Consider the following 26,132-nt stretch of genomic DNA (forward strand, 5'->3'; position numbering starts at 1 on the left):
GAAGTTTTTGACGTTCGCCTGTTAATCGCAATGCGGCATCGCTCTGCTTAATGTCGGGTTAACCCATGGGACAACAGTAATGAATGATAATGATAATATTGGAGCAAGACTGGATCGATTACCTCTTTCGTCCTTTCACTATAAAATATTCGGCATAACCGGCATGAGCCTGCTGGTAACCGGCTTCCTCAGTTATTCCGGTAACGTCGTGCTGGCTAAGTTGGTGAGCAACGGCTGGTCGGATAACTATCTGAATGCGGCTTTCACCTCGGCGATGATGTTCGGGTATTTTATCGGTTCTCTGCTGGGCGGGTTTATCGGCGACAGCCTGGGGCGCCGTAAAGCCTTTCGCCTGAATCTGCTGATTGTCACCGTGGCGGCCATTGCGGCGTCTTTTTCTCCGAACATGTATTGGCTTATCTTTTTCCGCTGCCTGATGGGCACCGGAATGGGGGCGCTGATCATGATCGGATACGCCTCTTTTACCGAATTTATCCCGGCCAACGTCCGGGGAACCTGGTCCGCCAGGCTCTCTTTCGTTGGTAACTGGGCGCCGTTACTGTCGGCAGGTATCGGCGTTGTCGTCATTACCTTTCTCAGCTGGCGCATCATGTTTCTTTTGGGCGGCTGCGCCATGCTGATTCTATGGTTTCTTTCTTCCGGTTACTTTATCGAGTCGCCGCGCTGGCTGGCAAAGAAAGGACGAAAAACGCAGGCGGAAGAGAGCATCAGGGAAATTGAAGCAAGCATTGAGCAGGAAAAAAATATCCGCCTTACCGCGCCGTTGATCTCCGCAGAGAAAAAAGCGGATGCTGAAGAATCGGATTCTTTCTGGTTGCTGTTTAAGGGCAAAATGTTACGCAAAACGCTGGTGGCTATAACCGTGCTGATTGCGATGAATATTTCGCTGTATACGATTACCGTCTGGATCCCGACCATATTTGTTAACTCCGGTATTGACGTCACCCAGTCTATTTTAATGACGGCGATTATCATGATTGGCGCGCCGGCAGGAATATTTGTCGCGACGCTGGTGATTGACCGTTTTCCGCGTAAATGGTTTGGTTCCGGCCTGCTGATTATTATTGCCGCGCTGGGGTATTGCTATTCCATTCAGCAAACTGAACTCGGTATTATCCTGTATGGTCTGATCATGATCTTTTTCCTGTATATGTACGTGTGCTTTTCATCTGCGGTTTATATTCCGGAGCTGTGGCCGACGCATATGCGTCTGCGGGGTTCCGGATTCGTGAATTCCGTCGGGCGGATTATTGCCGTATTTACGCCGTATGGCGTTGCAGCGCTGCTGACGCATTATGGATCGATCACGGTGTTTATTACGCTGGGCGTGCTGCTGGTGTTTTGCGCGCTGGTCATATTGTTGCTGGGCGTGGAAACCCGGATGGTTTCGCTGGAAGAAATTGCCGGTCTGTAAGACGAATGGAAAAGGTTGGGGGAGAAAGAAACAGGCCGCTCTGGGAGCGGCCTGTTTCTTTGCTATCAAAGAAGATGATGTTCGCTGTTTTTGCAGCCCAGCGCCAGCAACGTAGCCTGCGTAGCGGGCCATTGGGTAAGGAGGGAGCCCTGGGTTTCCGCCAGCACCGCGCGGCGGATATGGCGAAGGTCGCGCCCTGACAGGTTCATCAGAATCAGGGCCGCCTGCAGCGGCGGCAGGCTGGGGTTGAACGCTGCGTTTTCGGCATAACGGCCGGTGAACACGGCGCCGTCTTCCGCTTCCAGCGCCACGCCGCTGTAGGAGCGGCTGTAAGGCGCATGGCTTTGGTCTGCGGCGGCAACGGCTTGCTGCGTCAGCGGGTCTTGGTTGCTGCTGCTCAAACCGTGGCGGGTTTCGTCCATCAGCAGGGTGGTGATGTTCAGGTCGCGCGGGCCAAAGGCATCCGGCAGGTAGTCGCCCAGCGTTGCCGGCGCCCGCCCCGGCAGACGGATCGTCAGCCCGGTGCCGCTGTTCAGTTCGTTCATAAACTGGCGGCAGTGTCCGCAGGGCGTGTAATTCACCGTGATTGACGCCAGGCCGCGCTCACCGCGCATCCAGGCGTGGGTGACGGCGCACTGTTCGGCATGAATGGTTTGTTGCAGCGGCGTACCGGCGAACTCCATATTGGCGCCGAAGTAGAGGTTGCCGCTAAGGCCGCGCGCAACGGCGCCGACGAAAAATTCAGACACCGGCGCCAGCGAACAGGCGGCGGCGAGAGGCAACAGGGCAAACGCCAGTGCGTCGTCGTCAAGCCCGGAGGCCTGTTTTACGGCTTCTGCCTGCGCGGCGGTTAAGAAGGCAGGGAATTCATCCTGCTCCAGCAGAGGAGCTAATGCGGTTTGCAAAGCGGCGGAAAGCTGGCTGAAGGCCGCAGTAAAACGTGCGTGCATGGAAAAGCCTCTGGTTGATAACGGACTGGTAGTTTAGGAAGGATTTCGAAGTTTTTTTGTGAAAATAGTCACTATTTTGATGTAATTAATGTAATGAAAATGACATTTTTGCGATTAGCCGCATATTTTTGGCCTGATGAGACAAATGTCTGAGCGACAGGCGATAAGAAAATGATAGCAACGCCGTTGCCTGAATGCCCGCAACGGCGTGGTATAACCCTGCTTATCCAAACATCTGCATCAGGAGCGGAAAAATAAACGGCGCCAGCAGCGATGTGATGATCCCGCAAATGACCAACGCCAGTGAACTGAACGCGCCTTCCTGATAATCCATCTCGGCGCAGCGTGCCGTACCCAGCGCATGGGAAGCCGTACCCATCGCCAATCCGCGTGAGGCCTTGGTTTTTATCTTCAGCGTATTAAACAGCGTATGACCGAACACGGCGCCAAGAATGCCGACGAAAATCACGCATACGGCGCTGATGGCCGGAATACCGTTAATCGACTGAGCGACGGCCATCGCGATTGGCGTCGTGACGGACTTCGGCAGCACTGAGGCTGCGATCTGCTCCGTCGCGCCGAGCCACAGCGCAATCGCAGTGCCGGTCACCATAGCGGTAACGCTGCCGATAAAGCAGATGGAGATGATGGACTTCCAGCGCGCGCGAATTTGATGCAGCTGTTCGTACAATGGAAAAGCCAACGCGACCACGGCGGGTTGCAGCAGGTCGTTAAGGATTTTGCTGCCGCTGAAGTAGTGCTCGTAAGGCGTATGGGTCAGCAGCAGGATGGGAATGATCACCACCATCGACACCAGCAGCGGATTCAGCAGCGGCATATTCAGCTTCTGCGCCAGACGACGGGCGGCGAAGAACACCAGCAGCGTCAGGGGCAGGGACCACCAGATGTAAGCCATCACTCTTTTCCTCCCGTTTCCTCATCCGCCGGCGCGCCGATGATGCGTTCGCGATGCACCATATGCGAGCTGTAGACCACGACCAACATAGTAATGAACGTACTGACCACGCAGGAAACCACCAGCGGGCCGAACTGACTGGTGAGTTCATCGTAATAGCTCATGACGCCCACGCCGATGGGAACGAACAGCAGCGCCATGTAACGAATCAGTACATGGCAACCGGGTTTTACCCAATGGGCCGGCAGGATCTGCGAAGCCAGCAGGGCGAACAGCAGCAGCATGCCGAGGATACTGCCGGGGATGGTGATCGGCAGTAATGCGGAGATCGCATTGCCGACGAACAGGCAGAGATAGATCAGCACGAAGGCTCTCAGATACTGCCAGCAAGCGGAAATGATAGTGGACATGAGGTTTTACCTAAGGAAGAAAACGTATTCATCATACAATTAAAGTCAAAAATGTGCTACCGATCACATCATGAAAAGAATACATACTGTTCATGCCATTCGCGATGGTTATCGGACGTCTTTGTTATCGTCACGCGCGCTGAGCGCAGGTACGCCGGGATGCGCCAGATGATAGCCGTAATAAAAAAATGCCAGGCTAAACAGGCACAGCGCGATCAGCACGTAAAACATGGTGGCCGGCGGCGTCACGGAAAGCAGAAAGCCGCACAGCACGGGGTTAACTGCGCCACCCAGGTTACCGAGGTTCTGAACGCCGTAGTAGCTGCCCTTGAGGTGCGGCGGCGCGATGAAATCGATAAACAGGTATTCCACCGGCACGACGATAATTTCACCCAGGGTGAAGATAGCCATGGCGATCATCCATATCGGTATGGAGTGACCGGCCAGCGCAAAACCCAGCAGGCCGCAGGCAAAAAACAGCGTACCGAATGCCAGCCAGCGCAGCAGGTTATCTTTGTTCATATTGCGGCTGAGCAAGTATTGCAGGGTGATCACCACCACGGCGTTTACCGTCATGACCGCGCCGATAACCTGATAAGCAAACGCCGCATTGCTGACGGTAATCAGGTACTGGGAAAGGTAGCCGGTGAACTGACCGGCTACCATCGCGCCCAACGTGCTACCCAGTGTAAAGTAAATCAGACGGCGGTCATGACTCAGAATGCGGAATGTCTCACGGAAGTTCAGCCGCTGTACGGGGGCCTGCGCCTCTTCAGGTTCCGGCGGCGTGCCGTAATGGCCTAGCCGGCAGGCCAGTACGCCCATCACGCTGAATGCCAGCAACCCTGAAAGAATGAAGGGCAGCATGGGAAAAAAAGAGGCGGAAAAAACGCCCAGCGCCGGACCGATCGCCCAACCGACGTTGACCAGGGTGTAGTTGAGTGAAAACCCGCGTATGCGCTGCTTTACCGGCAGCCACTCGGCGAAACAGGCTTTCAGGGCGATGCTGAATACGGAGTAAGCGGCATGCAACAGCGCCAGAACCGGTATGATCCACAGCGCATGGTTGAGCCAGGGCATGATGAAAAACGTACTGCCGAAGGCGGCGATACTGAGCAGAATAAGAGAGTGCTTGTTGAAGCGATCGACCAGATAACCGCCGTAAAAACTGCATACAATGCCGACACCCAGGCTGATACCGAGGATCAGGCCCACGGAGGCCGGCACCAGGCGAAAATGCTCCGTCATGTAAATGGTAATAAAAGGGAGCGTGATGGCTCGGCCAACGGTCAGCACCAGCGACGAGCATAATAAAGCCACAACCAGCGGCGGGAATCCTTTCAGTATCATAAGTTAGTTTTTCTGAATGAGGCGTAACGGAAGCACCGGTGCGTACCGGCAAAGCACGCATCTTATTGAGTGTAAACTAACCGTATAATATTGCTATGTTTATCAAGAAAAATGGACATGAAAAATTTAGCCTGGTGATAAAGGCATTTAATATAATTACCCGGTGAAAAAAATGGCATTAAGACAGACTTATTTTTATAGGAAAACTCCGTCCTGCAAGGGGTGCTGTATCGGCTATATCCTTGCCTCCTGTAATGTTTTTGCCCATTCGTTGATTTGATTTCTATAGATAAAAAGAATGGAATACGAGGAAATAAAAACCGGCCCCGGTGTAGCCAGGCAAACGCAAGGATAATCCAAAGGATGAGTTTGGGTGATGAAGTTATCAATATCGGCATCGTCAATAAGTTCGCTGCAGTCATTACTGGTGCTATTGAAACAGACCGCAATTATCCATTTTTTATATTCATCTATATTATAAATTAGTTCCATATAAATTCTCCGAATATATTGGCAAATGAAGTAGATAATATTTCTGCTGATTTATACCAGTATTATGGCGAAAGGGAAATATCAGATTGCAAAGACGATGAAAATTAAAGCGGGGATTAATTTAAATAATGTAACTACAAAAATATAAGCGCGTTTTTATTTAGGCCGACGTTGAGTAGGGATTTTCCATATTACTTAAGCAGTTGTGAAGTGAATCCTGCCATACTAGATTGATTAAGTACCCGCCGGCAGAAAAAACTCCAGACTATTCGTATTGATAGGATATTTCCTGTCTGACCTGTGAAGGCGTCTGTATTTGCTAAACTCAATAGTCAGTGAGGGTCAGAGCGTTCTTAAAGATACGTTAATACACGGTAATCGGTAGCAGGAATCCATCGTGTCCCGGCCGTAACGGAATGTCTGAATTGTTAACCTATTGATAGGGCTGAATATCCTATGAAAACGAGTTTTGCGGTTTCTTTTTTGTGCTTTGCGTTGTCCGCAGGCACCTTTCCTGCGCATGCCGAAACGTCAAAGACGTTGACCGACGAGCAGTTAGGGCAGATGGCGGAGCGCTACTTTGAACAGCACCCGGATAAACTCGGGCGCATTATGGCAACCTGGCTGAGCGAACATCCGGAGTTTCTGGTTACCGCCAGCCAGAACCTGCAGCAAAAGCAGGAGATGGAACAACGGCAGGTGATGCAGTCTTTAGCCTGGAAAGAGCGGGCCACGCTGCTGGACCCGGCCACGCCGTCGGTCGGGCCGAAAGACGCCAAAGTGGCGCTGGTGATGTTCTTCGACTACCAGTGCATTTATTGCAGCAAAATCAATCCGGTGCTGGAGCAGGTAATAAAAGCGAATCCGAAGGTGCGTTTCGTATTTAAAGATTTCCCGATTTTTGCCTCGCGCTGGCCGGTTTCCGGTTATGCGGCCGCTGTCGGGGAAACCATCTGGCAGCAAAAGGGCGCGCAAGCCTACCTGGCCTACCATAATGCCGTTTTCTCTACGGGGAAAAATGAAGGCGCGCTAACGGCGCAGGACGTTAATCAGGCCGCCGATAAATGGCTGTCTGCGCAACAGCGTAAAACGGTGGACAAAGCTCAGCCGGCAATTCAGGCCAATATGGATTTGGGGCAGCGGTTGCAGATCGCCGGTACGCCCGCCTTCATCATAATGCCGCAGAATGCCGGGGACGCGCAGGCCGTCACCGTTATTCCGGGCAGTACGACGCAGGATATATTACAGAAGGCAATTTCACAGGCTGAAAAAGGGTAACCCGGTTATTTATACAGGCCGGTTAATGCGTTATTTCCGGCCCGTACCTTACCTGCGTTAACGCATTTTCATATGACGGAAGCGCCAATGCTGGCGCAACATTTCATAAATGCAAAACAGCAATCCCAGCCAGATCAACGAAAAGCTGACCAGCTTCGCGTTTTGCAGCGGTTCGCCGAATAACACCACGGCCAGCAAGAACTGCAGCGAAGGCTCGACGTATTGCGCCAGCCCGATCACGGTGAGCGTGGTGCGTTTGAGCGCCGCGGCGAACAGCACCAGCGGAGCGAAAGTGACCGGCGCGCTCAGGGCGTAGAGCAGGTGCGTGGTCGTATCGGCTCCGGCCAGCGCGCTCTGGCCGCTGAGATGCAGCCAGACGGTGATAACAATCCCCAGCGGGAGCATCCACAGGGTTTCCAGCGTCAGCGCTGTCATGATGTCGTAGCGGATGAATTTGCGCACCAGGCCGTAAAAGGCAAAGGCGCTGCCCATCACCAGGGCCAGCACCGGAACATCGCCGGCAAGAATGATTTGATACGCCAGACCACAGATTGCCAGCACGACGGCGATGCGCTGAAAACGGCTCAGGCGGTCATGGAGAAAGATCACGCCGAGCGCGATGGAGAACAGCGGATTGGTGAAGTAACCCAGGCTGGCCTCGATTACCTGACCATGGGTCAGGGCATAGATAAACGAGGTCCACGACAGGCTCATGATGGCGCCGGCCAACAGGCAGAAAAAGAGCGACCCCTTATCCCGCCAGACATCGCGCCAGGGCGTGCGCTGTTTAAACAACAGGCGTAACAGCAGCAGCAACGGCACCGACCAGAACAGGCGCTGGGCCAGCAGTTCGAGGGCGTTGGCGCCGGGCAGCAATTGGTAGAACAGCGGGGTGATACCCCACAAAATAAACGCCAGAACCGCCAGCAGCGGTCCGTTGATAAACAACATGGTTGGCCTTTCTTGCAGAGGAATACCCGGTTACGGTAACAGGGATATATATGACATAAGATGATTCAGGTCATGCCCCGGCAACGCCGGGGCTGAAAAAGAGAAGACTTATCCCACCAATTTTCTGGCGTAATCAAACAGCGCCTTCAGCAGGGTGATTTTGTCCTGCTCGCCTTCATACTGGTTGTAGAGTTGCTCCAGCGTCATGATGTAATCCTGCACCCGCTGCGGGTTGAGCGCTTCCTGACGATGCTGATGCCAGCGGCGCTGTTCGGCGTCGGTAAGCGTTGCAGGGTAGTTACGCGCGCGGTAGCGAAACAGCAGCGGCGCCATGCGTTTATCGTTAAACGCCAGATCCAGCGCCGGCAGGTTCTGCGGTTTGGTTTCACGGATAATTTGCATGGCGGCTTTGTCCGCGTCGCTGAAGAAGCCGTCGTAAAGCTGGGCGTCGACGTCATCCGCCGCCTGAAACGGCTCGGCTTCCGCGTACACCGCCACGACTTTGTCGCGGATGCCGGGATGATCGCGCAGCAATTGCAGGTTGGCCAGGCAACGGGCGCGGTCGATGCCGAGGCGATCGGCGTTCTCCGGCAGCAGGGTTTTGGCCGGCGCCAGCACCGGGCATTTATTGATGTGCACCAGCTTGAGCGGCACCGGCGCTTCATCTTCTGCCAGCGCGTCGCGCCGAGTGTACAGGCGTTCGCGCAGGGCGTCGGCCTCCAGCGTCAGCAGCGGCGTCATGTCGCCGGCCAGGTCGCACATAATGACCGCGTTGCGGTTTTCCGGATGCCAGGCCAGCGGCGCAACCCAACTGGTGTTGCCGCGCAGCGCGCCGAACATACCGGAGACGTGCACCAGCGGCTTCATTTCCGCGATATCGATCAGTGCCGAGACTTTATGCTTGTTGCGCAGTTGATACAGGTAGTCGAACAGCTTGGGCTGCGCCTGTTTGACCTGCTTCGCCATCGCGATGGTGGCGTACACGTCGGCCATCGCGTCGTGGGCGTTTTCGTGTTCGATGCCGTTGGCTTTGGTTAAATGCTCAAGGCGAAAGCTGGGCAGTCCGTCCTCGTTTTCCGGCCAGTTAATGCCGTCCGGGCGCAGGGCGTAGCAGGTGCGCATCACGTCCAGCAAGTCCCAGCGCGAATTGCCGTTTTGCCAGCTGTAGGCGTAAGGATCGTAGAAATTACGGTAAAACACGTTGCGGGTGACTTCGTCGTCAAAACGAATGTTGTTGTAACCCATGATGCAGGTGCCCGGCTGGCTGAACAGCGCGTGGATGCGGGTGGCGAACTCCTCCTCGCACCCCCCCTGCGCCAATGCCTGCTGGGGCGTGATGCCGGTGATCATCACCGCTTCGGGGTCGGGCAAATAATCATCGGCGGGTTTACAGAAGATCACCACCGGATCGTCGATGATATTGAAGTCCGCGTCGGTGCGAATCGCGGCGAACTGCGCCGGGCGATCGCGGGCCGGGTGTTTGCCGAAGGTTTCATAGTCGTGGATGAGGAACGTGGGCGCGGCCTTGCTGCTCAAAATATCATCTCTCATGCGGGTTCGGATGGCGTTAGTGTAACCGCGATGGCGCGTAAACCCAACGGCGGCCTGAAACTTGTTATATCTCGTTCTATACTATGGCGCGTTGTTTGGTGTGGTTTTTGAAGGTGCCCGGTGCGTCTCGACAGAAAAATTTCCCGTCCGGAAAGGCTGATTTACGGCCATTATCGCGTTACTCATGCCGTGCGTATGGCGCTGGCTTTTGTGCTGACTTTTTTGATTATCCGCCTGCTTGAGGTGCCGGAAGGCACCTGGCCGCTGATCACGCTGGTGGTGGTGATGGGGCCGATTTCGTTCTGGGGCAACGTCACCGTGCGGGCGTTCCAGCGGGTGATGGGAACGGTGTTCGGCGCCGCTTCCGGGCTGGTGGCGCTGTACCTGGAGGTGTATTCGCTGCCGCTGATGTTGCTCTGGTGCGGGGCGGCGATGTTCGTGTGCGGCTATATGGCGCTGGGCAAGCGGCCGTATATGGGGCTGCTGATCGGCATTACCCTCGGCGTGGTGACCGGCGCCGGCCCCGGCGATCTGTATACCGCGCTGTGGCGCAGCGGCGACGTGATCATCGGTTCCCTGCTGGCGCTGCTGTTCACCAGTATTTATCCGCAAAAGGCCTTTATTCACTGGCGTCTGAAGATGAGCGAAAACCTGGCGGAGATGGCCCGGATTTACGCGGCTTACGTTTCGCCGAACATCGTGGAGCGTCCACCGCTTAACGCCCGGCATCAGCGGATTTTGAACGACGTGGTGAAGATTCGCGCCTTCGTCGGCCCGTCGGCGCAGGAAGCGCATCTGGATAAAGCGGTGTTCGAAGCGATTCAGGTAATGACGCGCAACGTAGTGACTACGCTGGAATTGCTGACCGACGCCTACTGGGCCAGCCGCGAAAGCCACTTTATTATGCTCAACGCCTCGCGCCTGCGCGCCTTTCAGCGGCTGACGGTGGATACCCTGAATCAGCTTTCCGCGCTGTTGCTGGAGGGCGACGTGGCGCTGGAGGAACGAAGCGAGCGCGGTCTGCAAGAGATTTCCGGCGAGCTGAAACTGCTGTTGGAGCAGGTAAAGGCCCGTCAGGACGTAGAAGCGCCGATCTTCGGCTATGTCTGGCTGAATCTGGAGCTGGCGAGGCAGTTGGATGAATTGCGCGATCTGATTAAGATGGCGATGGGCCGCTGAGGCGGTTATAGTGCAGCAATGAATGGCCTGTCAGCCTGATTCCGAGACATAAGGATATGATTATTATGCGTTCATCATTGATTACGGCTTTGCGCCGTGCCGTATTGCTTTTCCCTCTGCTGCTTGGCCTGACTTTGGCGCCCGGCGCGCAGGCGGCGTTAGACGCAACGCAGGAAGCGCGCGTTGACGCCATGCTGACCGAGCTGGGAAAACAGACTTCGTTAGTCTTCGTGCGTAACGGCAGCGAGCATACGGCCGCTGAGGCGGCGTCTCATTTACGGCTGAAGCTGAGCAAAACCCGCAAGCGGGTGGATACCGCCGAGCAATTCATTGATCACGTGGCGTCGAAATCGTCCATCAGCGGAAAGCCGTATGAAGTGAAGATTCCGGAGAAAGGAACGGAAAGGGCGGATGTATTTCTGCACGCATTGCTGAAGAAGGTGGATGCGGAAGGCGTGAAGCCTTAATCGTTAGTTCCTCTCCCGCGCCGGGAGGCGCAGGAGAGGGGGATCATCGCGTTATTTTTTTGCGGCGTTGACCGCTTCTTTTATCCAGCCATCGAACGTGGCCTGATGGGCTTTGATCCAGCCATCGGTATGGCGTTCGATGTCGGCCTCTGAGTTTTCCCCGTCATGCATGCGCAGGTTCTGGGCGTTGATGTCCGCTACCGGCAGTTTCATGATGGCAAACAGTTTGGCGGCTGCCGGGTTTTTCTCGGCGAAGTCTTTGTTGGCGACAATCTTCATGTTATTGACCGGGAAACCGTAGTTGGCGCCGTTGGGCAGCTTGGTGTCCAGTTTCTGGTTTTCTCCCGGCAGGGCGGAGAACGGCACCTGTAACCAGACGACGTCGCGGCCCGGCTTCAGCACGTCGCTGACCCAGTAAGGCGTCCAGGTGTAATACAGGATCGGTTTGCCTTCTTTATAACGGGTGATGGTGTCGGCGATCAGGGCGGAATAGTTGCCCTGGTTATGCTCCACCGTGTTATTCAGATCGTAGGCTTTCAACTGATAGTTGATCGCCGCTTCGCATCCCCAGCCCGGCGCACAGCCGGTCAGGTCGGCTTTTCCATCGCCGTTGGCGTCAAACAGTTTGGCGATGGCCGGATCTTTCAGCTGCGCGATGTTGGTAATGTGGTACTGATCGGCGGTTTTCTTGTCGATCAGATAACCCTGTGCCGCGCCGGAAGAGTAGGTGCCTTCGCGGTAGAATTTTTTGTCGCCGCCTGCGCCCTGATACATATCGGCGTGCAACTGATCCCAGTTTACCGCCAGGAACGTGGCGTCGCCGGCGGCAACGGAGGTATAGGCGACGTTGTAATCCACCTCTTTGATCGGCTGGACGTCATAGCCCAGTTTTTCCAACGCTTTACTCACCAGCCGGGTCTGGAAAGTCTCTTCGGCAATGCTGCTCTGAAGTGGCTGTACAGACACGCCTTTCCCGGGTAAATCGGCTGCGCCGGCGGAAAATACGCTCAGGGAACCCATGGCAAGCGCGCCGACGGCCAGAATGGCAGAGATGCGCTGGCGGACGGTAGGGGAAGTCAGGTTCTTGTTATCGGTCATGAATACTCCTTGGTTAAAATCGTGCGTTCCGGGCAACGCCGCGCAGGTTGCCCGGATGAGTGGTCAGGCCCGTTTGCCGAACAAACGGCTAATCAGGCCGGCGGGGCCGCGATGATACCAGCGCTGCATGCCGCGGCTGCGGTTGTCGCGTCCGACGGACTGTGTCAGGCGATCGAGGATGATGGCCAGAATTACGATACCCACGCCGCCGATGGCGGCCAGGCCCATGTCCAGACGGCCGATGCCGCGCAGTACCATCTGGCCCAGGCCGCCGACGGCGATCATCGAGGCGATGACGACCATCGACAGGGCGAGCATCAGCGTTTGGTTTACCCCGGCCATGATCGTAGGCATCGCCAGCGGTAACTGGACGCGGAACAGCATCTGACGCGGATTGGCGCCGAAAGATTTGGCAGCCTCAATCAAATCCGCCGGTACCTGACGGATGCCCAGGCTGGTCAGGCGTACGATGGGCGGCAGGGCGAAAATAATGGTCACCACCACGCCAGGTACGTTGCCGATGCCGAACAGCATGACGATCGGCACCAGATACACGAACGCCGGCGTTGTTTGCATGGCGTCCAGCAGCGGACGGATGATCCGCGACGCCGCGTTGCTGCGCGCCAGCCAAATTCCCAGCGGCAGGCCGATCAACAGGCAGAAGAACAACGAGGTCAGCACCAGCGCCAACGTCACCATCGCCTGCGACCAGGCGCCGATAGCGCCGATCACGATCAGCGAAAGCAGGGTGGCGACGCCCATGCCCAGCCCTGAGCACTGCCAGGCGATCAGCGCGAACAGCAGGATCGCCAGCGGCGAAGGCAGGCCGGTCAGCGCCTGCTGGAACGCGCTGAGGATGAAATCCACCGGCAGGCGGACGGCCTGAAACAGCGGGCGGCCGTGGCTGACCAGCCAGTCGATGCCGTGCGTCACCCAGCTATCCAGCGGAATCAGCGTATGCTGGAACGGGTCCAGCCAGTTGAAATGCTCCGGCTGTGCGGCGGAGGCGCCGCTCAGCCAGTCGGAGCCGGAAGACGCGGCCTGATGGGCGGCATCGCCGGTCGCCCAGGGATCGGCGGCCGGCGCTGCGTTAGCACCGGCATCTGCGGCGGCATTGCCGGCATCAGCCGCGGTTTCCCACGGGTTGGTTGCGGAATCGCTCATGCGTTACCTCCTTCTTTATCCAATGCCTGCAACAGCGTGCCTTTATTGATGGCGCCGAGGAAAATACCCCCGTCGTCGATAACCGGAATACGGTAGGGCGATTGTGCGACCAACGAAATTAATTCGTTAAGCTGCGTTCCGGCAGATACCGGCTGCGGGTCCGGTAATAAGGCATCTTCCAACCCTTGCTGGCGGGATAATGTTTGCTTGAGGGATTCAATACTGACCAGCCCGATATATTTATGGCCGCGTTCGATGACGTAACCATAATCGCTCTCTTCATCGCGTAATAATTTCAGCGCTGAGCGCGGCCCAAATCCGGGGGTTTTGCGGATTAAGGTTAATCCGCGGCGATGAACAATATCTTTGGCGCTGAAGACCTGACTGAGATCGACGCCCTTAAAGAAGGTGCGTACATAATCATTGGCCGGATTATTTAATATCTCCTCCGGCGTGCCGACCTGCACGACCTCGCCACCCTGCATAATGGCGATACGGTCGCCGATACGCATGGCTTCATCGAGGTCATGAGAAATAAATATAATGGTGCGTTGTTGCTGCGCCTGTAAATTAATTAATTCATCCTGCATTTCGCTGCGGATTAATGGATCAAGCGCGGAGAACGCTTCATCCATTAGTAATATCTCCGGATTAATCGCCAGCGCGCGCGCCAGTCCCACACGCTGGCGCATACCGCCGGAGAGTTCATCCGGCCAGGAATTGGCGTAGTTTTCCAGCCCGACCTGACGCAGGGCGTCCAGCGCTTTCTGCCGGCGTTCCTGCGGGCTTACGCCGGCCAGCTCCAGACCGAACGCGGTGTTCTCCAGCACGCTGAGGTGCGGCATCAGCGCGAATGACTGAAATACCATGCTGATTTTACTGCGGCGCAGGGTAAGCAATTCGGCTTCAGACATCCGGCCGATATCCCGGCCATCAATCAATACTTCCCCGCGGGTGGGGGTTATCAGACGATTGAGAAGGCGAACCATGGTGGATTTCCCCGAACCGGAGAGTCCCATAATGACGAAGATCTCGCCTTCTTCAATGGCCAGACTGGCATTATTAATGCCGACGGTAAGTCCTGTTTTTTTGAATATCTGGTCTTTGTTCAATCCTTTCCCGATAAGCTTAAATGCCCGTTCGGGATTCTCACCGAATATCTTATATAGATTCTTTATCTCGACTTTATTTGCCATGCGATAATAAGGTTCCCCATAAAAATAATTAATTAGTAAAGATGTTATTGTCAGGATTATATGCAGGGTATTGCTGTACTGAGGCGATTTATACCCTAGCATAATCAGGAGGTGAGGCAACCCTTAATTTCCCGATTCAGGGTTTACAGGGCAAATAATATTGGTTATGGTATAATGCCGCCGCACGTTTACCTGAATTCTGTTATTTCCCTGATTTTTAACTATTCGTGCCTTATTGGCATTAATCATTCTCCGGATATTTTCCGCAAAAATCAGCCGAAATTCGGCGAATTCTGAATTTATGAAAAACGGAATATCGGTAAATTTTCCTGCCCAATAATGGCATTGCTCCCCGGTATATTTCGGCTGATTTTTTCGGGCGATTGTGGCAAAATAAGTGCCTGTCAGTATCTCGTCACCGGATGTCAATGCCTCTCTCCTCCGCCACCAAAGAAAAGATCAGCCAATGGTATAAAGCCCTGGCCAGCCACGTGCCAGATTTCATTGCGCGCCCGCAACAGCGCGTGATGATCGCGGAGGTGGCCCGCACGCTGGCCGGGGATGAGACGCGCCACCTGGTGATTGAGGCGCCGACCGGCGTCGGGAAAACCCTCTCTTACCTGATACCGGGCATCGCCGTCAGCCGGGCGCAGGAAAAACCGCTGGTGGTCAGCACGGCGAACGTGGCGTTGCAGGACCAGATCTACGGCAAAGACCTTCCTTTATTACGCAAGATTATTCCGGATCTGAAGTTTACCGCGGCGTTCGGCCGCGGGCGTTATGTATGCCCGCGCAACCTGGCGGCGATGAGCGACGCGCAGGGTATGCAGGGCGATCTGAAGTTTTTTCTCGATGACGACCTTCAGCCGGACAGCGGCGCGGAAAAAGCGCTGTGCCAGAAGTTGCAGAAGTCGTTTGACGCTCATGCCTGGGACGGCATGCGCGATCACCTGAAAGAGAGCCTGGACGACACGCTGTGGGCCAAGCTGAGCACCGACCGGGCCAACTGCCTGGCGCGTAACTGCCACTATTTCCGCGAATGTCCGTTCTTCCTGGCGCGGCGGGAGATCGAAAGCGCTGATGTGGTGGTCGCCAACCATGCGTTGGTGATGGCGGCGCTGGAGAATGAATCGGTGCTGCCGAACCCCAAGGATCTGCTGCTGGTGCTGGACGAAGGCCACCATCTGCCGGACGTGGCGCGTAGCGCGCTGGAGATGGACGGTGAAATCACGGCTATTTTCGTTAATGGTCAGAACGATGCCATCGCCCGCAACGTTGAGCAATTTATGGCGCAGTATCGCCCGAAAAATCCGCCACGCCTGAGTAACCCGGAGCGGTTGCAGTCTCACTGCGAGGAAATGCGCGAGCTGACGCGCGAGTTTGACCGCATGGCGTCGATTCTGCTGCCGCCGGGGAGCGAGTCGCCGAACTACCGCTTTGAGATGGGTCAGTTGCCGGAGGAGATGACGTCGCTGGCGCAGCGGCTGTATAAACTGACGGACGGGCTGCGCGGGCTGGTGGAGTTCATGCTTAATGAGCTGAACGATAAAACCGGCAGCCATGACATCGTGCGCCTGCACAATGCCATTCTGCAAATGAGCCGCTCCTTAAGTTACCTGGAGGCAATGACCCGGCTTTGGCAACTGGCGGCGACGGAGAAAGTCTCTAACGCGCCGGTGTCCAAGTGGCTGACGCGCGAGGTGTTTGACAACGTTAACCATATTTACCTGCACTGCGCGGGGATCCGGGTGTGCGATCAGTTGGAAAGCCTGCTGTGGCGCCGCATCCCCCATGCGGTGGTGACCTCGGCGACCCTGCGCTCCCTCAATAGCTTTAATCGCATCAGCGAGCTGTCCGGGCTGGATGAGAAAGCCGGCGACCGCTTTGTGGCGCTGGATTCGCCGTTCGATCATCCGCGTCAGGGAACGCTGGTGATCCCGCAGATGAGCGTCGAACCCGCGCTGGCGAACGAACTGGCGCACTTACAGCAGATGGCGCATTTTTTCCGTCACGAGTGGGAGAGTGCGCGCCATACCGGCATGCTGGTGTTGTTTGCCAGCCAGCGCGCCTTGCAGGCTTTCGTCAGCCTGTTGCCCGAATTACGGCTGGGGCTGCTGGTGCAGGGGGATCAACCGCGTTACCGTCTGGTTGAGGAACACTGCCGCCGGGTGAAGGCCGGGCAGCGCAGCGCGCTGATTGGGTTGCAGTCTTTTGCTGAAGGGCTGGACCTGAAAGGGGAGTTGCTGACGCAGGTTCATATTCACAAGGTGGCTTTTCCGCCGGTGGACAGCCCGGTGATTCTTACCGAAGGCGAATGGCTGAAAACGCTGAAGCGCTATCCGTTTGAGGTTCAGAGCCTGCCCGGCGCGTCGTTTACCCTGATTCAGCAGGTAGGGCGGCTAATCCGTAGCCATGCGTGTCATGGCGAGATTGTGATTTACGACCGGCGACTGCTCAGTAAAAGCTATGGTAAACGGTTGCTGGCCGCGTTACCGGTCTTTCCTATCGAGCAGCGCCCGCTGCCGGATGGGGAGCTGCCATCGTATCCGGCGGCGGGGAAAAATGACAATAAGCGGGGAGCTTCCCGGCAGAGGCGCGGGGTTCGGCGCAGGTAGCTATTCGGCGCAGGTAGCTATGATGTAGTTATGAGGTAGCGTGACCTTATCAGGTACATTAGCATCATTATGCAGGAAACCTGTTGTCTGTTCATGGAAACGGATTTTGATTAAACTCCGGACTTGATCAGATATTGACACCATAAAAAGGATTAAATTATGGATGACAGCAAAGTAAAAGAACAGCTTATTTTCCTTGGCATGACCAGCATTGATGCTGATATTTTAATAAAAAAGGCTAAAAATCAAAATAGCAGCCTTAGCAAGGCTTTTGTTATGAGCTTGCTTGGGTTATATATGGGGGTATTTTTCATGCTCCTTATTTATATTTCATTTTCCTTTAACATGAATGGTGAGGAATTTTTTGTGTTTAATCTTATATATATTCCCATGGTCCTGTTGGCATTGTATTTTACCTCGTCAATTAAAAAACTAATTTGGAGTGTTAAGGTGTTGCTTAGTTTAAATGGGCGCTAAAATGAATAGCTTTACGCTGAATGTATTAAATAGAAAGAAGAGATTCACGTTCATGTTACGAAGTTAGCTAATCTTTATTTGTCAGATGTCAGGCTATACAATGATGTTATCAATCATGAGGTCCAGTTGTCTGATAAGTATTTGAATGATTTCAAAATGAGTAATATTACTTTCTCGGAAGCCAGTAATGCACTGAATGAACAGTATAACACATTGAATAGTGTTTATTTTTCATTAATGAGTGGCAGCGTAAAGCTTTATGCGATTGCTAAAAGAGAAAAAGAAAGGAATTCAAGGTTAACAATAACGCTAAAACAAATTGGATTTGTGGGTGGTGCATTGCAATATATGGGAGGCTTTGGAATATGTGAGGCCAGTCTCGGAGCAGCCTGTTCTTCTTTAGGTCTGGGATTAATGTCCCATGGGGCAGAAAATGCATGGGAGAATGGCTACTATCTTGTATATCGTAAAGAGCCCAATCTGACGCCGCTTAGAAATGCTTATCGCTACTCTGCAACGTTACTCGGCGGAGGTGAAACTAGCGGTGATATTGTCTATTCTGTCGGTGATATATCTTTATCGCTAGGCTCGGCATTCCGGTTGGGGCTGAAGCCGGAAGCCTGGCGGCTTTTCTATTATATCCGGGAAGATTATATTATCGGTTGGAAAGCAATGGGCGCTGCCGGACTTGTTGGCGAAGCGGTAGGGAATTCGGCTTCTGGTTTTACAATCCATCAATTAATGCATGCAAGAGCGGGTAGCAATGACTGGGAGGAACTATCAAAATAATAAACATTATTGGCTTATTGTACTGTTACAACATTGTTACCTCCTCCCGTTTTGCGTATCCTGAGTAATAACGCCCTACATTCCATTACGGAGCAAAAAACATGTCATCATTCGCCCACATCATTAAAGAGATTGGCCGCGGTAAGCAACACGCACGCGATATGGATACCGGGCAGGCCCGCGCGCTGTTTGACGCCATGCTGGGCGATGAGGTGCCGGGGCTGGAGCTGGGGGGCATTTTGATCGCCCTGCGTATTAAAGGAGAAGCGCCGGAGGAAATGCTGGGCTTCTACCAGTCAATGCAGGCCGGGGCCGTCCGGTTGACGCCGCCGCCGGGCGGGCGTTTGCCGGTGGTCATTCCCAGCTATAACGGCGCGCGCAAACAGGCCAACCTGACGCCGCTTCTGACGATGATGTTGTGTCGCGCCGGTTTGCCGGTGCTGGTGCATGGCGTCAGCAGCGATCCCGGACGCGTGACCAGCGCGGAAATCTTTGCCCGGATGGGCATTCCGCCTTCAGCGCCGGACGGGGTGCGCTGGGAGGCCGGGCTGCCGGTTTTCATGCCGGTAGAACAGCTGGCGCCGGAGATGGCGCGCCTGCTCGCGCTACGCTGGCGTATGGGCGTGCGCAACAGTGCGCACACGCTGATTAAGCTGCTCGATCCGTTTGCCGGAGATTCCGTACGCATTACCAGCGTGTCGCACCCGGACTATATTTCCCGCATGGCGAGCCTGTTTAATCATACCGGAGCGACCGCGCTGTTGCTGAACGGCACGGAGGGCGAGCCGTACGCCAACCCACTGCGTTGCCCGCCGATGCATTTATGCCGGCAGGGGGAGCTGAATACGCTGGTTGAACGTGAAGCAGGGAAAGACTGTACGCCGGAGGCGCTGGCGGCGGCGAAGGATGCAGAAACCACGGCACTCTGGATCCAGGATTGCCTCGATGGCCGTGCGGCGATCCCGTATAACCTGCGTTTACAGGCGGCGGCGTGCCTGGTGGCGGCCGGGGAGGTCCGGACGCTGGAACAAGGGTTGGATTACCTTGCCTGATCGCCTGCCGGCAACGGCGGGAAGACCAGGATCGTTAATTTCAGCAAAATGTTCTGAGATAATGGAAATTTATTTCCTCCCTTTGCCCTGAGGCCGGTTATTTGCTGTTTTCAGGGCAATATCATCCTGCTAATTTTTGTCTTTTCCATTTGTAACACATTAATATACCGACATTTATAGTTGTTGGGAAAATCGTTTTATGGTTTTATCGCCAAGAAATTTCTTACCTTGTACGGCCAGTGCGAGAAATACGCCACGCCAGGATGGTATTCGTCGCGGCGTGTGAGTATCTCGGACTGCTGCTGATGACAAAGGGCAGGGATGCGCATACGTTGATCCGACGGAAAGATTTTAATGAGCACACTAAATATTCCCCAGCCACAGTCGGTTACTGACTTTCCCCTTACTCGTCGCGTTCGGCATCATGATGATGAAATTGACCTGTTTGAGCTTCTCCGGGTCTTTTTGCATCAATGGAAGCTGATTGCCATCGTGCCCGTGCTGTGCGCGTTGGCCGGCCTTGCCGTCAGTCATTTTCTGCCGCAAAAGTGGACCAGCAACGCGGTGATCGTCCGGGCGGAATCGCCGCAGATGATGTCGCTGGATCAGCTGCTGACCTCGCTGGCGATTCTGGATATCAATCCCGGCATTACGCCGGATTCGCTGCTCACGCGCTTTATCGTGGATTTTGATTCACAGAACCTGCGGGAAGCTTATCTTTCCGGCACGGAATATTTTAAACGCCAGCTCGGAGAGAATAAGGATCCGCAGGCGGCGAAACGGCTGTTGAGCACCATCGCCGGGAAGGATATTTCGGTGTACAGCGGCGAGCAGGATAAGGCCGCCGATAAGAAGAATTATGACTATTTGCGGCTGAGCTTTACGGCTTCCGGCGCGCAGGACGCCAGCGCGTTGTTGAGCGGCTACATCGGGTACGTGAGCAGGGAAATTCAGGAGAGCGTGCGTCATAAAATTCAGCACCAGATCGACTTTCGCCGCAGTCAGGAACAAAAACGTTATCAGTTGGATCTACAGCGCCAGAAAATCGCCCATGAGGTGAATATCACCCGCTTAAAGTATGCGTTGTCTATTGCTACGGCGGCGGGCGTGAAAACGCCGGTATACAGCAACGGGGCGACGATAAAGGATGACCCGGATTTCTCGATTGCGCTCGGCGCGCACGGCCTGAGCCGTAAGCTGGAAATTGAGCAGGCGATTACCGATTTATCGACGATAAATGCGGAACTGCAGAACCGTCGTCTCTATCTGCAGCAACTGGAGGCGTTAGACGTCAATACGGTGGACGTTCAGCCCTTCCGGTACCTGCAATCGCCGTCGGAGCCGATAAAGCGCGATGCGCCGAAACGGGCGCTGATCGTGGCGCTGTTTGCCCTGATCGGGCTGATCGGCGTTACGGCTGCGGTTTTACTCCGGCATTACTGGCGTGAACGGATGAAAGAGAGCTATTAACCGACAAAACGCATTACGTTAAACGGCGCCGGGAACCATGATGATTCCCGGCGCCGTTGTTTACAGCGGAGTCAGGCGAAGCGGCCTTACTTCAGCGAAAATCTCCGCCAGTAGAACCACATTCCCCCCAGCACGATAAACCACAGCGGCGTGACCATCAGCGCCTGGCGGGTGTCTTCCTGCAACGTCAGCAGCACCAGCACGAAGGCGAAGAACACCATGCATACCCAGCACATCAGCCGTCCCAGCGGCATCTTGTAAACAGACTTCGCGTGGCGCTCCGGATGCTTCCGGCGGTAGGCCAGGTAGGAGCACAGAATGATGGTCCAGACGAACATGAACAGGATGGCGGATACGGTCGTGACCATCGTGAACACGGTAATGACGTTCGGGATCAGATAGATCAGCACCACGCCGCCCAGCAAGCAGATACAGGAGAACGTCAGGCCGGAAGAGGGCACCGCGCGGCGGGACAGCAAGCCGAAGCGCTTGGGCGCCACGCCGTCCTGCGCCAGTCCGTACAGCATGCGGCTGGTGGAGAAGACGCCGCTGTTGGCGGAGGAGGCGGCGGAGGTCAGCACCACGAAGTTGATGATGCTGGCCGCAGCGGGCAGACCTGCCAGAACGAAAAGCTCAACGAAGGGGCTTTTATCCGGCACGATGGAGCTCCACGGCGTCACGGACATAATCATGATCAACGAAAAGACGTAAAACATGATGATACGGATAGGAATGGAGTTAATCGCCCGCGGCAGGGACTTCTCCGGGTCCTTGGTTTCCGCCGCCGTGGTGCCGACCAGCTCAATGCCGACGAAGGCGAACACGGCTATCTGAAACCCGGCGAAGAAGCCGCTGATGCCTTTCGGGAACCAGCCTCCGTCGTTCCAGAGGTGACTGAAAGAGGCGACGTGGCCTGAGGGCGCCTGGAAGTGGAACAACACCATGCCCAGCCCGATCAGAATCAGCGCCACGATGGCGACGATTTTAATCATGGCGAACCAGAACTCCATCTCGCCAAACATCTTGACCGTTGCCAGGTTCAGCGCCAGCAGCAACAGTACGCAGGCCAGAGACGCGACCCATTGCGACAGATCGGGGAACCAGAACTGTGCGTAGGCGGTGATGGCCACTACGTCGGCGATGCCGGTCACGACCCAGCAAAACCAATAGGTCCAGCCGGTGAAATAGCCGGCCCAGGGGCCGAGCAAGTCGGAGGCGAAGTCGCTGAAGGATTTGTATTCCAGGTTGGATAACAGCAGCTCTCCCATCGCGCGCATCACGAAAAACAGCATGAAGCCGATAATCATGTACACAAAGATGATCGAGGGACCGGCCAGGCTGATGGTTTTTCCCGAACCCATAAACAGGCCGGTACCAATAGCGCCGCCGATAGCAATTAACTGAATATGTCGGTTGGTTAGGTTTCGTCGCAGGTGTTCTTCATGCCCGCTGGCTTGTTCAGCCGCTAGTTTGACCTGATCTACCATTGTTTCTTTCCTTTAATTACCTGTCTGTGAATTGTCGGGTTCTGACGACCCGTTTTTCTGAACGCCCTTCCGGCGGGGCGCGTGCGCAACGTCGCCGGGATGTTTCTTTCCTGACAATCAAAGATATGCGCAAACGCATCCCGGCGTGAAGCTTATTTAATGAATTTATCGTTGTTTTATTGTTTATAGAATGTAAATTTCATCATCCTGTGACGTGAAGCAGATCAAGCTAATGACGTGATATGCAGTGTAGCGATGACGTGTGCAGGCTGAAAGGGAAGGAAAAGAAGCAGAGAAGGGGACGGATGGAAAACAAAAACGCCGCCCTGAGGCAGCGTTTTATCAATGGCATTTAAGGATAACCATAACGGCGTAGATCAGCTGTGCTTCTCTGCGCTCAGCACGCGACGGGCTTCCCGGTAGCGCGCTTTCCAATAGTTTTCGTTCAGATCGGAGATCATGACGCCACTGCTGGTGGAGGCGTGAACGAACTTATCATTACCTAAATAAATACCAACATGGCGTCCGGTTGAACCCGCGCGGAACAGGACCAAATCACCAACGCGCAGTTTGCTGCGCTGGATCTGACGCCCCATATCCTGCTGCTCATAGGTTGAGCGGGGTAATTCAAGGCCGAACTGATCGCGGAAGGTGCGCTGTACGAATGCGGAACAGTCGATGCCGCGCTTGCTGTCGCCGCCTAAACGGTAGCGGACGCCTTTCCATGATGCATATTGATCCATGAGCTTGGACTTAACGTCCGTATTGCGCACCATGGTCTCGAACTCATCCTGAGAGGCTTGCAGTAAAAAACCGTTGTTACTCTGAACTGCATGCGTCTCAGTCTGCGTGTTGCGTGCGTTATTGCCTGTAGTCGTACAAGCCGACAGAAGAACTGCGGCGGCGATGGCAGGTGCCAATCGCAAAAAGTATCTCAGGACTGGTTGAGATTTGACCATTGTAGTTGGTGTCCCTTAGTTATCCTTAACGACAGAAGTCGCCATCTAAAAAAATGCCATCACAGAGACTAATTATGCGGATATCGTGCGACAACCTTGTCTGAATAAAACTGTGCGACAGTCCGCAATTTTTGTTCCAGTTATACTCTGTGGTCTGGAATCAATGCACAAACGCGGGAAGGTTACCGGATTAAATATCCTAATGCGAGAGTTTTTATCGATTTTTTTGCTGCAACTCACGGCAGTAATGGGATGTAACACAAAATTATTACATTCAATTTACCGTTAGGATCTTTTTTGGGAATGATCCTATTCAATATGTTAAGGGAGATAAAAATGCACGTTTATGCATATGGGGGAAATCTCCGCTGTCGCGTGACAGCGGAGGCTTGCTAAAGGCGGGATCAGGGGCGGTGTTTACCGGGCAGGTTGCGGTCCAGCAAATCGACCATCCGGTCCGAGGCCGGCGTCATCAGCCACCAGCTCATGCCGATCAGCACGATGGATAAAGAGCCGACGATGATATCGGTTACCCAATGCGCGCCGATCATGATGCGCGGCAGAATAAAAATCACGAAGATCGCCAGGGCGATAAAGAAGGAACGCACGGTGAAATAGCGCAGCATATAGCAGGCGAAAATAAGCAGCATCATGCCGTGATCGCCGGGAAAACTGTCGGTTGAGCCGTCTTTGGTGTTAAAGCCGGTCATTTCGCTGACCAGGTTAACGTTGTCGAACAGGCGGGTCGGGCTGGGGCGCGACACCGGCAGCAGATGGCCGAGTTGATTAAGCACCACGGCGCTGAACAGGATAACGACGCCGAGCAGCAACATCCGTCGTCTGCCCCGGCCATCCTCATGAATAAAGAAGGAGAGGTAGAGTAATCCCATACACAACAGGGAAGCCGCATCAAACGCCCGGTTGTTGGTAATGGCAACCAGATAAAGGAAGAATCTGCTGCTTCCGAGATGCTGATTAAAGAAAAAGAAAATCTGGGAATCCGGGCCGAACCAAAAACCGTGGTTTTCCGGCAGATACCAGGACAAAAACAGTGCGATGCCCAGCACATTGCAAAACAGAATCCATGGCAAATTTTTGCGCGTCATAACGAATAACCTAATACCGGGTCAAAATTAAAAAAACAGGCGGATCATTTCAGGCGGGCGCGGAGTAAATCGCTTTGCAGCGTATTCCATGCGGCTTCCCGATCGTTAATGATCTCGATGCGGCTGTCCAGTGGCGCTCCCTGACGGGTTTCGATCTGAAAGTCCATTCCCTGACGGTTGACGACCAGCGTTCCCTCCGGGATGCGCAGGGTGCCTTTGACCCTCACCACCGGCGCAAGGCGCACCCATTCCAGCAGTTGTACCGTATCAAAGCAGGTTTCGGCGCTGAATATCCAGCCGCAGCTGAAGTAACCCTGCCCCTGGTTCAGGGCGCGGCGCCATCCTTGCCCGTCGCGCAGGCGCATCGCGGCAATGCCGGAAGCGGGCGCGGCGTGCCCGTGATGATGCTGACCGTCGGGCAGCTCCGCGTAATTGGTGCGCGGCGTGTTCAGCAGGTTGACGTCCAGCCCGCCCTGACGGGTGACGATGATTTGTCGCCCCGCGGCGTGCTGTTCCTGCCAGGCGTCCAGATTCGCGCGATCTTCATCGCCGTAGGTGTCTTCCTTATTGGCGATGATGATGTCGGCGCAGGCCAGCTGATCTCGAAAGTTTTCATTACCGGTATATTTTTCATCCGCCAGCTGACGGGCATCGAGCAGGCAAAAGGTGGCCTGCAACGTCAGCCATGCCTGATAGGTGTCGGAGGCCAGCAAGGCCATAATCTGCTTGGGATGGCCCAGACCGGTCGGCTCCACCAGCAGCCGGTCCGGCTTCGCCTGTTGCAGCAACATATTCAGCCCTACCTGCATGGGCAGCCCGTTGACGCAGCACATGCAGCCGCCGGGGATCTCCTTGAGCACCGCGCCGGTATCAGCCAACAGCGCGCCGTCGATGCCGATTTCGCCGAATTCGTTCACCAGCACCGCCCATTTTTCGTTTTCAGGCTTATGTGCCAGTAAATGGCGCAGCGTCGTGGTTTTGCCGCTGCCGAGAAAGCCGGTAATCAGATTCACTTTTGTCATTGGTGTTATCTATTAAAGTCGCCCGAAAAGAAGAAGGAATTATGATATCACGCTCACAAAAAAGATGGGTATGCTTCTTATATTTCAGTATGGCGATGTTTTGACCTGTATTCACAATTAAATTAAGGTTTTTATTTGGTTTAAAAGCCCAGAAGTTTCTTGGATGTCAGCGTTAATTATCGTGATTTCCGTTTTTCATGCCTTATATCCTGAATATCGAACTTTCTTAGAAAACCTCTAATTATTTTGCGTTATCAGCCGCTTATGTAGTCATACATCTGCTATTTTTAAGGAGCGGTTACGCAAAAAATTATTTTTACTTAAATATAACGAGGTTCATCATGAACGCATTCAAGCTAACTTTAGCTGTTTTTGGAATGCTTATGTCAGGGATGATGAACATGGCAGAAGCTGCCCCTTCTCCCAGCACTGGTATTATTCGGTTTGAGGGAATGATTGTTGAAGATGGCTGCGAGGTCGTCTATCAGGGGCAGAATCTGCAGTCCAGTTGCTACCGTAACGGACAAACGTTAACCGCACAGCACAGCATAGCATCGACGGCCGCTTCGCCGCAGTCCCTGCCACAGAATCTGGGTTCTACCCATATGAACTGGCTGGATGACTCACGCAAGCTCGGCATCCTGACCGTCAGCTATAATTAACACGGAAACCAGGTGAAAAAGGGGGCCGACTTTTCCTGGTGAGCCTGCCAATTTCT

General features: G+C 54.5%; 25 protein-coding genes. 10 read left to right on the forward strand and 15 right to left on the reverse strand.

Annotated features, from left to right (window positions below; translation table 11 throughout):
- The first annotated feature begins 79 nt into the window (after nucleotides 1-79).
- Complete coding sequence (locus C8D90_RS14950; RefSeq protein WP_115459270.1) at nucleotides 80-1,435, forward strand: MFS transporter; 1,356 nt, start codon at nucleotides 80-82, stop codon at nucleotides 1,433-1,435.
- Between the two features lie 65 nt (nucleotides 1,436-1,500).
- Here the strand turns inward: C8D90_RS14950 and cdd are convergent, their stop codons facing one another.
- From cdd to C8D90_RS22000, 5 genes are all read right to left on the reverse strand, one after another.
- Nucleotides 1,501-2,385 carry a cytidine deaminase gene (gene cdd, locus C8D90_RS14955; RefSeq protein ID WP_115459271.1) on the reverse strand — a complete coding sequence of 295 codons (885 nt, stop codon included), beginning with the start codon at nucleotides 2,383-2,385 and terminating at the stop codon, nucleotides 1,501-1,503.
- A gap of 223 nt (nucleotides 2,386-2,608) precedes the next feature.
- Nucleotides 2,609-3,301 carry a CidB/LrgB family autolysis modulator gene (locus C8D90_RS14960; protein ID WP_162844410.1) on the reverse strand — a complete coding sequence of 231 codons (693 nt, stop codon included), beginning with the start codon at nucleotides 3,299-3,301 and terminating at the stop codon, nucleotides 2,609-2,611.
- Nucleotides 3,301-3,711 (reverse strand): CidA/LrgA family protein, encoded by a 411-nt coding sequence (locus C8D90_RS14965; RefSeq protein ID WP_115459273.1) that lies wholly within the window; start codon nucleotides 3,709-3,711, stop codon nucleotides 3,301-3,303. The genes C8D90_RS14960 and C8D90_RS14965 overlap by 1 nt, the downstream gene beginning before the upstream one ends.
- Nucleotides 3,712-3,819: 108 nt before the next feature.
- A complete protein-coding gene (locus C8D90_RS14970; RefSeq protein ID WP_115459489.1) occupies nucleotides 3,820-5,055 on the reverse strand; it encodes an MFS transporter in 1,236 nt (411 codons plus the stop codon).
- Between the two features lie 240 nt (nucleotides 5,056-5,295).
- A complete protein-coding gene (locus tag C8D90_RS22000) occupies nucleotides 5,296-5,553 on the reverse strand; it encodes a hypothetical protein (RefSeq protein ID WP_147291372.1) in 258 nt (85 codons plus the stop codon).
- A 456-nt stretch (nucleotides 5,554-6,009) separates the two neighbouring features.
- Between C8D90_RS22000 and C8D90_RS14975 the strand changes: the two genes are divergently transcribed.
- The gene (locus C8D90_RS14975) at nucleotides 6,010-6,831 is read left to right on the forward strand and encodes a DsbA family protein (protein WP_115459274.1); all 822 of its coding nucleotides are present in this window, start codon (nucleotides 6,010-6,012) and stop codon (nucleotides 6,829-6,831) included.
- A gap of 57 nt (nucleotides 6,832-6,888) precedes the next feature.
- On the opposite strand, the gene rarD is transcribed toward C8D90_RS14975, so the two are convergent.
- Together rarD and sbcB are read right to left on the reverse strand one after the other, a co-directional pair.
- Nucleotides 6,889-7,782 (reverse strand): EamA family transporter RarD, encoded by an 894-nt coding sequence (gene rarD / locus C8D90_RS14980; RefSeq protein WP_115459275.1) that lies wholly within the window; start codon nucleotides 7,780-7,782, stop codon nucleotides 6,889-6,891.
- 108 nt (nucleotides 7,783-7,890) lie between these two features.
- Complete coding sequence (gene sbcB / locus C8D90_RS14985) at nucleotides 7,891-9,333, reverse strand: exodeoxyribonuclease I (protein ID WP_115459276.1); 1,443 nt, start codon at nucleotides 9,331-9,333, stop codon at nucleotides 7,891-7,893.
- A gap of 120 nt (nucleotides 9,334-9,453) precedes the next feature.
- On the opposite strand from sbcB, the gene C8D90_RS14990 reads away from it, so the two are divergent.
- Nucleotides 9,454-10,512 (forward strand): FUSC family protein, encoded by a 1,059-nt coding sequence (locus C8D90_RS14990; protein ID WP_115459277.1) that lies wholly within the window; start codon nucleotides 9,454-9,456, stop codon nucleotides 10,510-10,512.
- A gap of 65 nt (nucleotides 10,513-10,577) precedes the next feature.
- On the forward strand, nucleotides 10,578-10,979 hold the full coding sequence (locus C8D90_RS14995) for a YfeK family protein (RefSeq protein ID WP_196238518.1): 402 nt from the start codon (nucleotides 10,578-10,580) through the stop codon (nucleotides 10,977-10,979).
- Between the two features lie 51 nt (nucleotides 10,980-11,030).
- Here the strand turns inward: C8D90_RS14995 and proX are convergent, their stop codons facing one another.
- From proX to C8D90_RS22005, 4 genes are all read right to left on the reverse strand, one after another.
- Nucleotides 11,031-11,999 (reverse strand): glycine betaine/L-proline ABC transporter substrate-binding protein ProX, encoded by a 969-nt coding sequence (gene proX / locus C8D90_RS15000; protein ID WP_230473030.1) that lies wholly within the window; start codon nucleotides 11,997-11,999, stop codon nucleotides 11,031-11,033.
- Nucleotides 12,000-12,140: 141 nt separating this feature from the next.
- Entirely contained in the window at nucleotides 12,141-13,241 is a 1,101-nt protein-coding gene (proW, locus tag C8D90_RS15005; RefSeq protein WP_115459279.1) for a glycine betaine/L-proline ABC transporter permease ProW, read from the reverse strand.
- Nucleotides 13,238-14,437 (reverse strand): glycine betaine/L-proline ABC transporter ATP-binding protein ProV, encoded by a 1,200-nt coding sequence (proV, locus tag C8D90_RS15010; protein ID WP_115459280.1) that lies wholly within the window; start codon nucleotides 14,435-14,437, stop codon nucleotides 13,238-13,240. The genes proW and proV overlap by 4 nt, the downstream gene beginning before the upstream one ends.
- 123 nt (nucleotides 14,438-14,560) lie before the next feature.
- Complete coding sequence (locus C8D90_RS22005) at nucleotides 14,561-14,866, reverse strand: hypothetical protein (protein ID WP_147291373.1); 306 nt, start codon at nucleotides 14,864-14,866, stop codon at nucleotides 14,561-14,563.
- Here C8D90_RS22005 and dinG point away from each other — a divergent pair.
- The 5 genes from dinG (at nucleotide 14,866) to wzz(fepE) (ending at nucleotide 20,840) form a co-directional block, all read left to right on the forward strand.
- Nucleotides 14,866-17,052 carry an ATP-dependent DNA helicase DinG gene (gene dinG, locus C8D90_RS15015; RefSeq protein WP_115459281.1) on the forward strand — a complete coding sequence of 729 codons (2,187 nt, stop codon included), beginning with the start codon at nucleotides 14,866-14,868 and terminating at the stop codon, nucleotides 17,050-17,052. The genes C8D90_RS22005 and dinG overlap by 1 nt on opposite strands.
- A 159-nt stretch (nucleotides 17,053-17,211) precedes the next feature.
- Complete coding sequence (locus tag C8D90_RS15020) at nucleotides 17,212-17,529, forward strand: hypothetical protein (protein ID WP_115459282.1); 318 nt, start codon at nucleotides 17,212-17,214, stop codon at nucleotides 17,527-17,529.
- A gap of 156 nt (nucleotides 17,530-17,685) precedes the next feature.
- Nucleotides 17,686-18,318 (forward strand): DUF4225 domain-containing protein, encoded by a 633-nt coding sequence (locus C8D90_RS15025; RefSeq protein ID WP_147291374.1) that lies wholly within the window; start codon nucleotides 17,686-17,688, stop codon nucleotides 18,316-18,318.
- A 101-nt stretch (nucleotides 18,319-18,419) separates the two neighbouring features.
- Complete coding sequence (gene ybiB / locus C8D90_RS15030) at nucleotides 18,420-19,370, forward strand: DNA-binding protein YbiB (RefSeq protein ID WP_115459284.1); 951 nt, start codon at nucleotides 18,420-18,422, stop codon at nucleotides 19,368-19,370.
- A 354-nt stretch (nucleotides 19,371-19,724) separates the two neighbouring features.
- Complete coding sequence (gene wzz(fepE) / locus C8D90_RS15035; RefSeq protein WP_115459285.1) at nucleotides 19,725-20,840, forward strand: LPS O-antigen length regulator Wzz(fepE); 1,116 nt, start codon at nucleotides 19,725-19,727, stop codon at nucleotides 20,838-20,840.
- A gap of 86 nt (nucleotides 20,841-20,926) precedes the next feature.
- On the opposite strand, the gene cycA is transcribed toward wzz(fepE), so the two are convergent.
- From cycA to C8D90_RS15055, 4 genes are all read right to left on the reverse strand, one after another.
- The gene (gene cycA / locus C8D90_RS15040; RefSeq protein WP_115459286.1) at nucleotides 20,927-22,327 is read right to left on the reverse strand and encodes a D-serine/D-alanine/glycine transporter; all 1,401 of its coding nucleotides are present in this window, start codon (nucleotides 22,325-22,327) and stop codon (nucleotides 20,927-20,929) included.
- A 377-nt stretch (nucleotides 22,328-22,704) separates the two neighbouring features.
- Nucleotides 22,705-23,286 (reverse strand): bifunctional murein DD-endopeptidase/murein LD-carboxypeptidase, encoded by a 582-nt coding sequence (gene mepS / locus C8D90_RS15045; RefSeq protein ID WP_115459287.1) that lies wholly within the window; start codon nucleotides 23,284-23,286, stop codon nucleotides 22,705-22,707.
- Nucleotides 23,287-23,690: 404 nt separating this feature from the next.
- The gene (locus C8D90_RS15050; protein ID WP_115459288.1) at nucleotides 23,691-24,392 is read right to left on the reverse strand and encodes a phosphatase PAP2 family protein; all 702 of its coding nucleotides are present in this window, start codon (nucleotides 24,390-24,392) and stop codon (nucleotides 23,691-23,693) included.
- Between the two features lie 44 nt (nucleotides 24,393-24,436).
- Nucleotides 24,437-25,414 (reverse strand): CobW family GTP-binding protein, encoded by a 978-nt coding sequence (locus C8D90_RS15055; RefSeq protein ID WP_115459289.1) that lies wholly within the window; start codon nucleotides 25,412-25,414, stop codon nucleotides 24,437-24,439.
- A gap of 401 nt (nucleotides 25,415-25,815) precedes the next feature.
- Here C8D90_RS15055 and C8D90_RS15060 point away from each other — a divergent pair, with 401 nt between their 5' ends.
- The gene (locus C8D90_RS15060; RefSeq protein WP_115459290.1) at nucleotides 25,816-26,076 is read left to right on the forward strand and encodes a hypothetical protein; all 261 of its coding nucleotides are present in this window, start codon (nucleotides 25,816-25,818) and stop codon (nucleotides 26,074-26,076) included.
- Nucleotides 26,077-26,132: the final 56 nt, after the last annotated feature.

The organism is Enterobacillus tribolii, assembly GCF_003363015.1.
GTDB lineage: Bacteria > Pseudomonadota > Gammaproteobacteria > Enterobacterales > Enterobacteriaceae > Enterobacillus > Enterobacillus tribolii.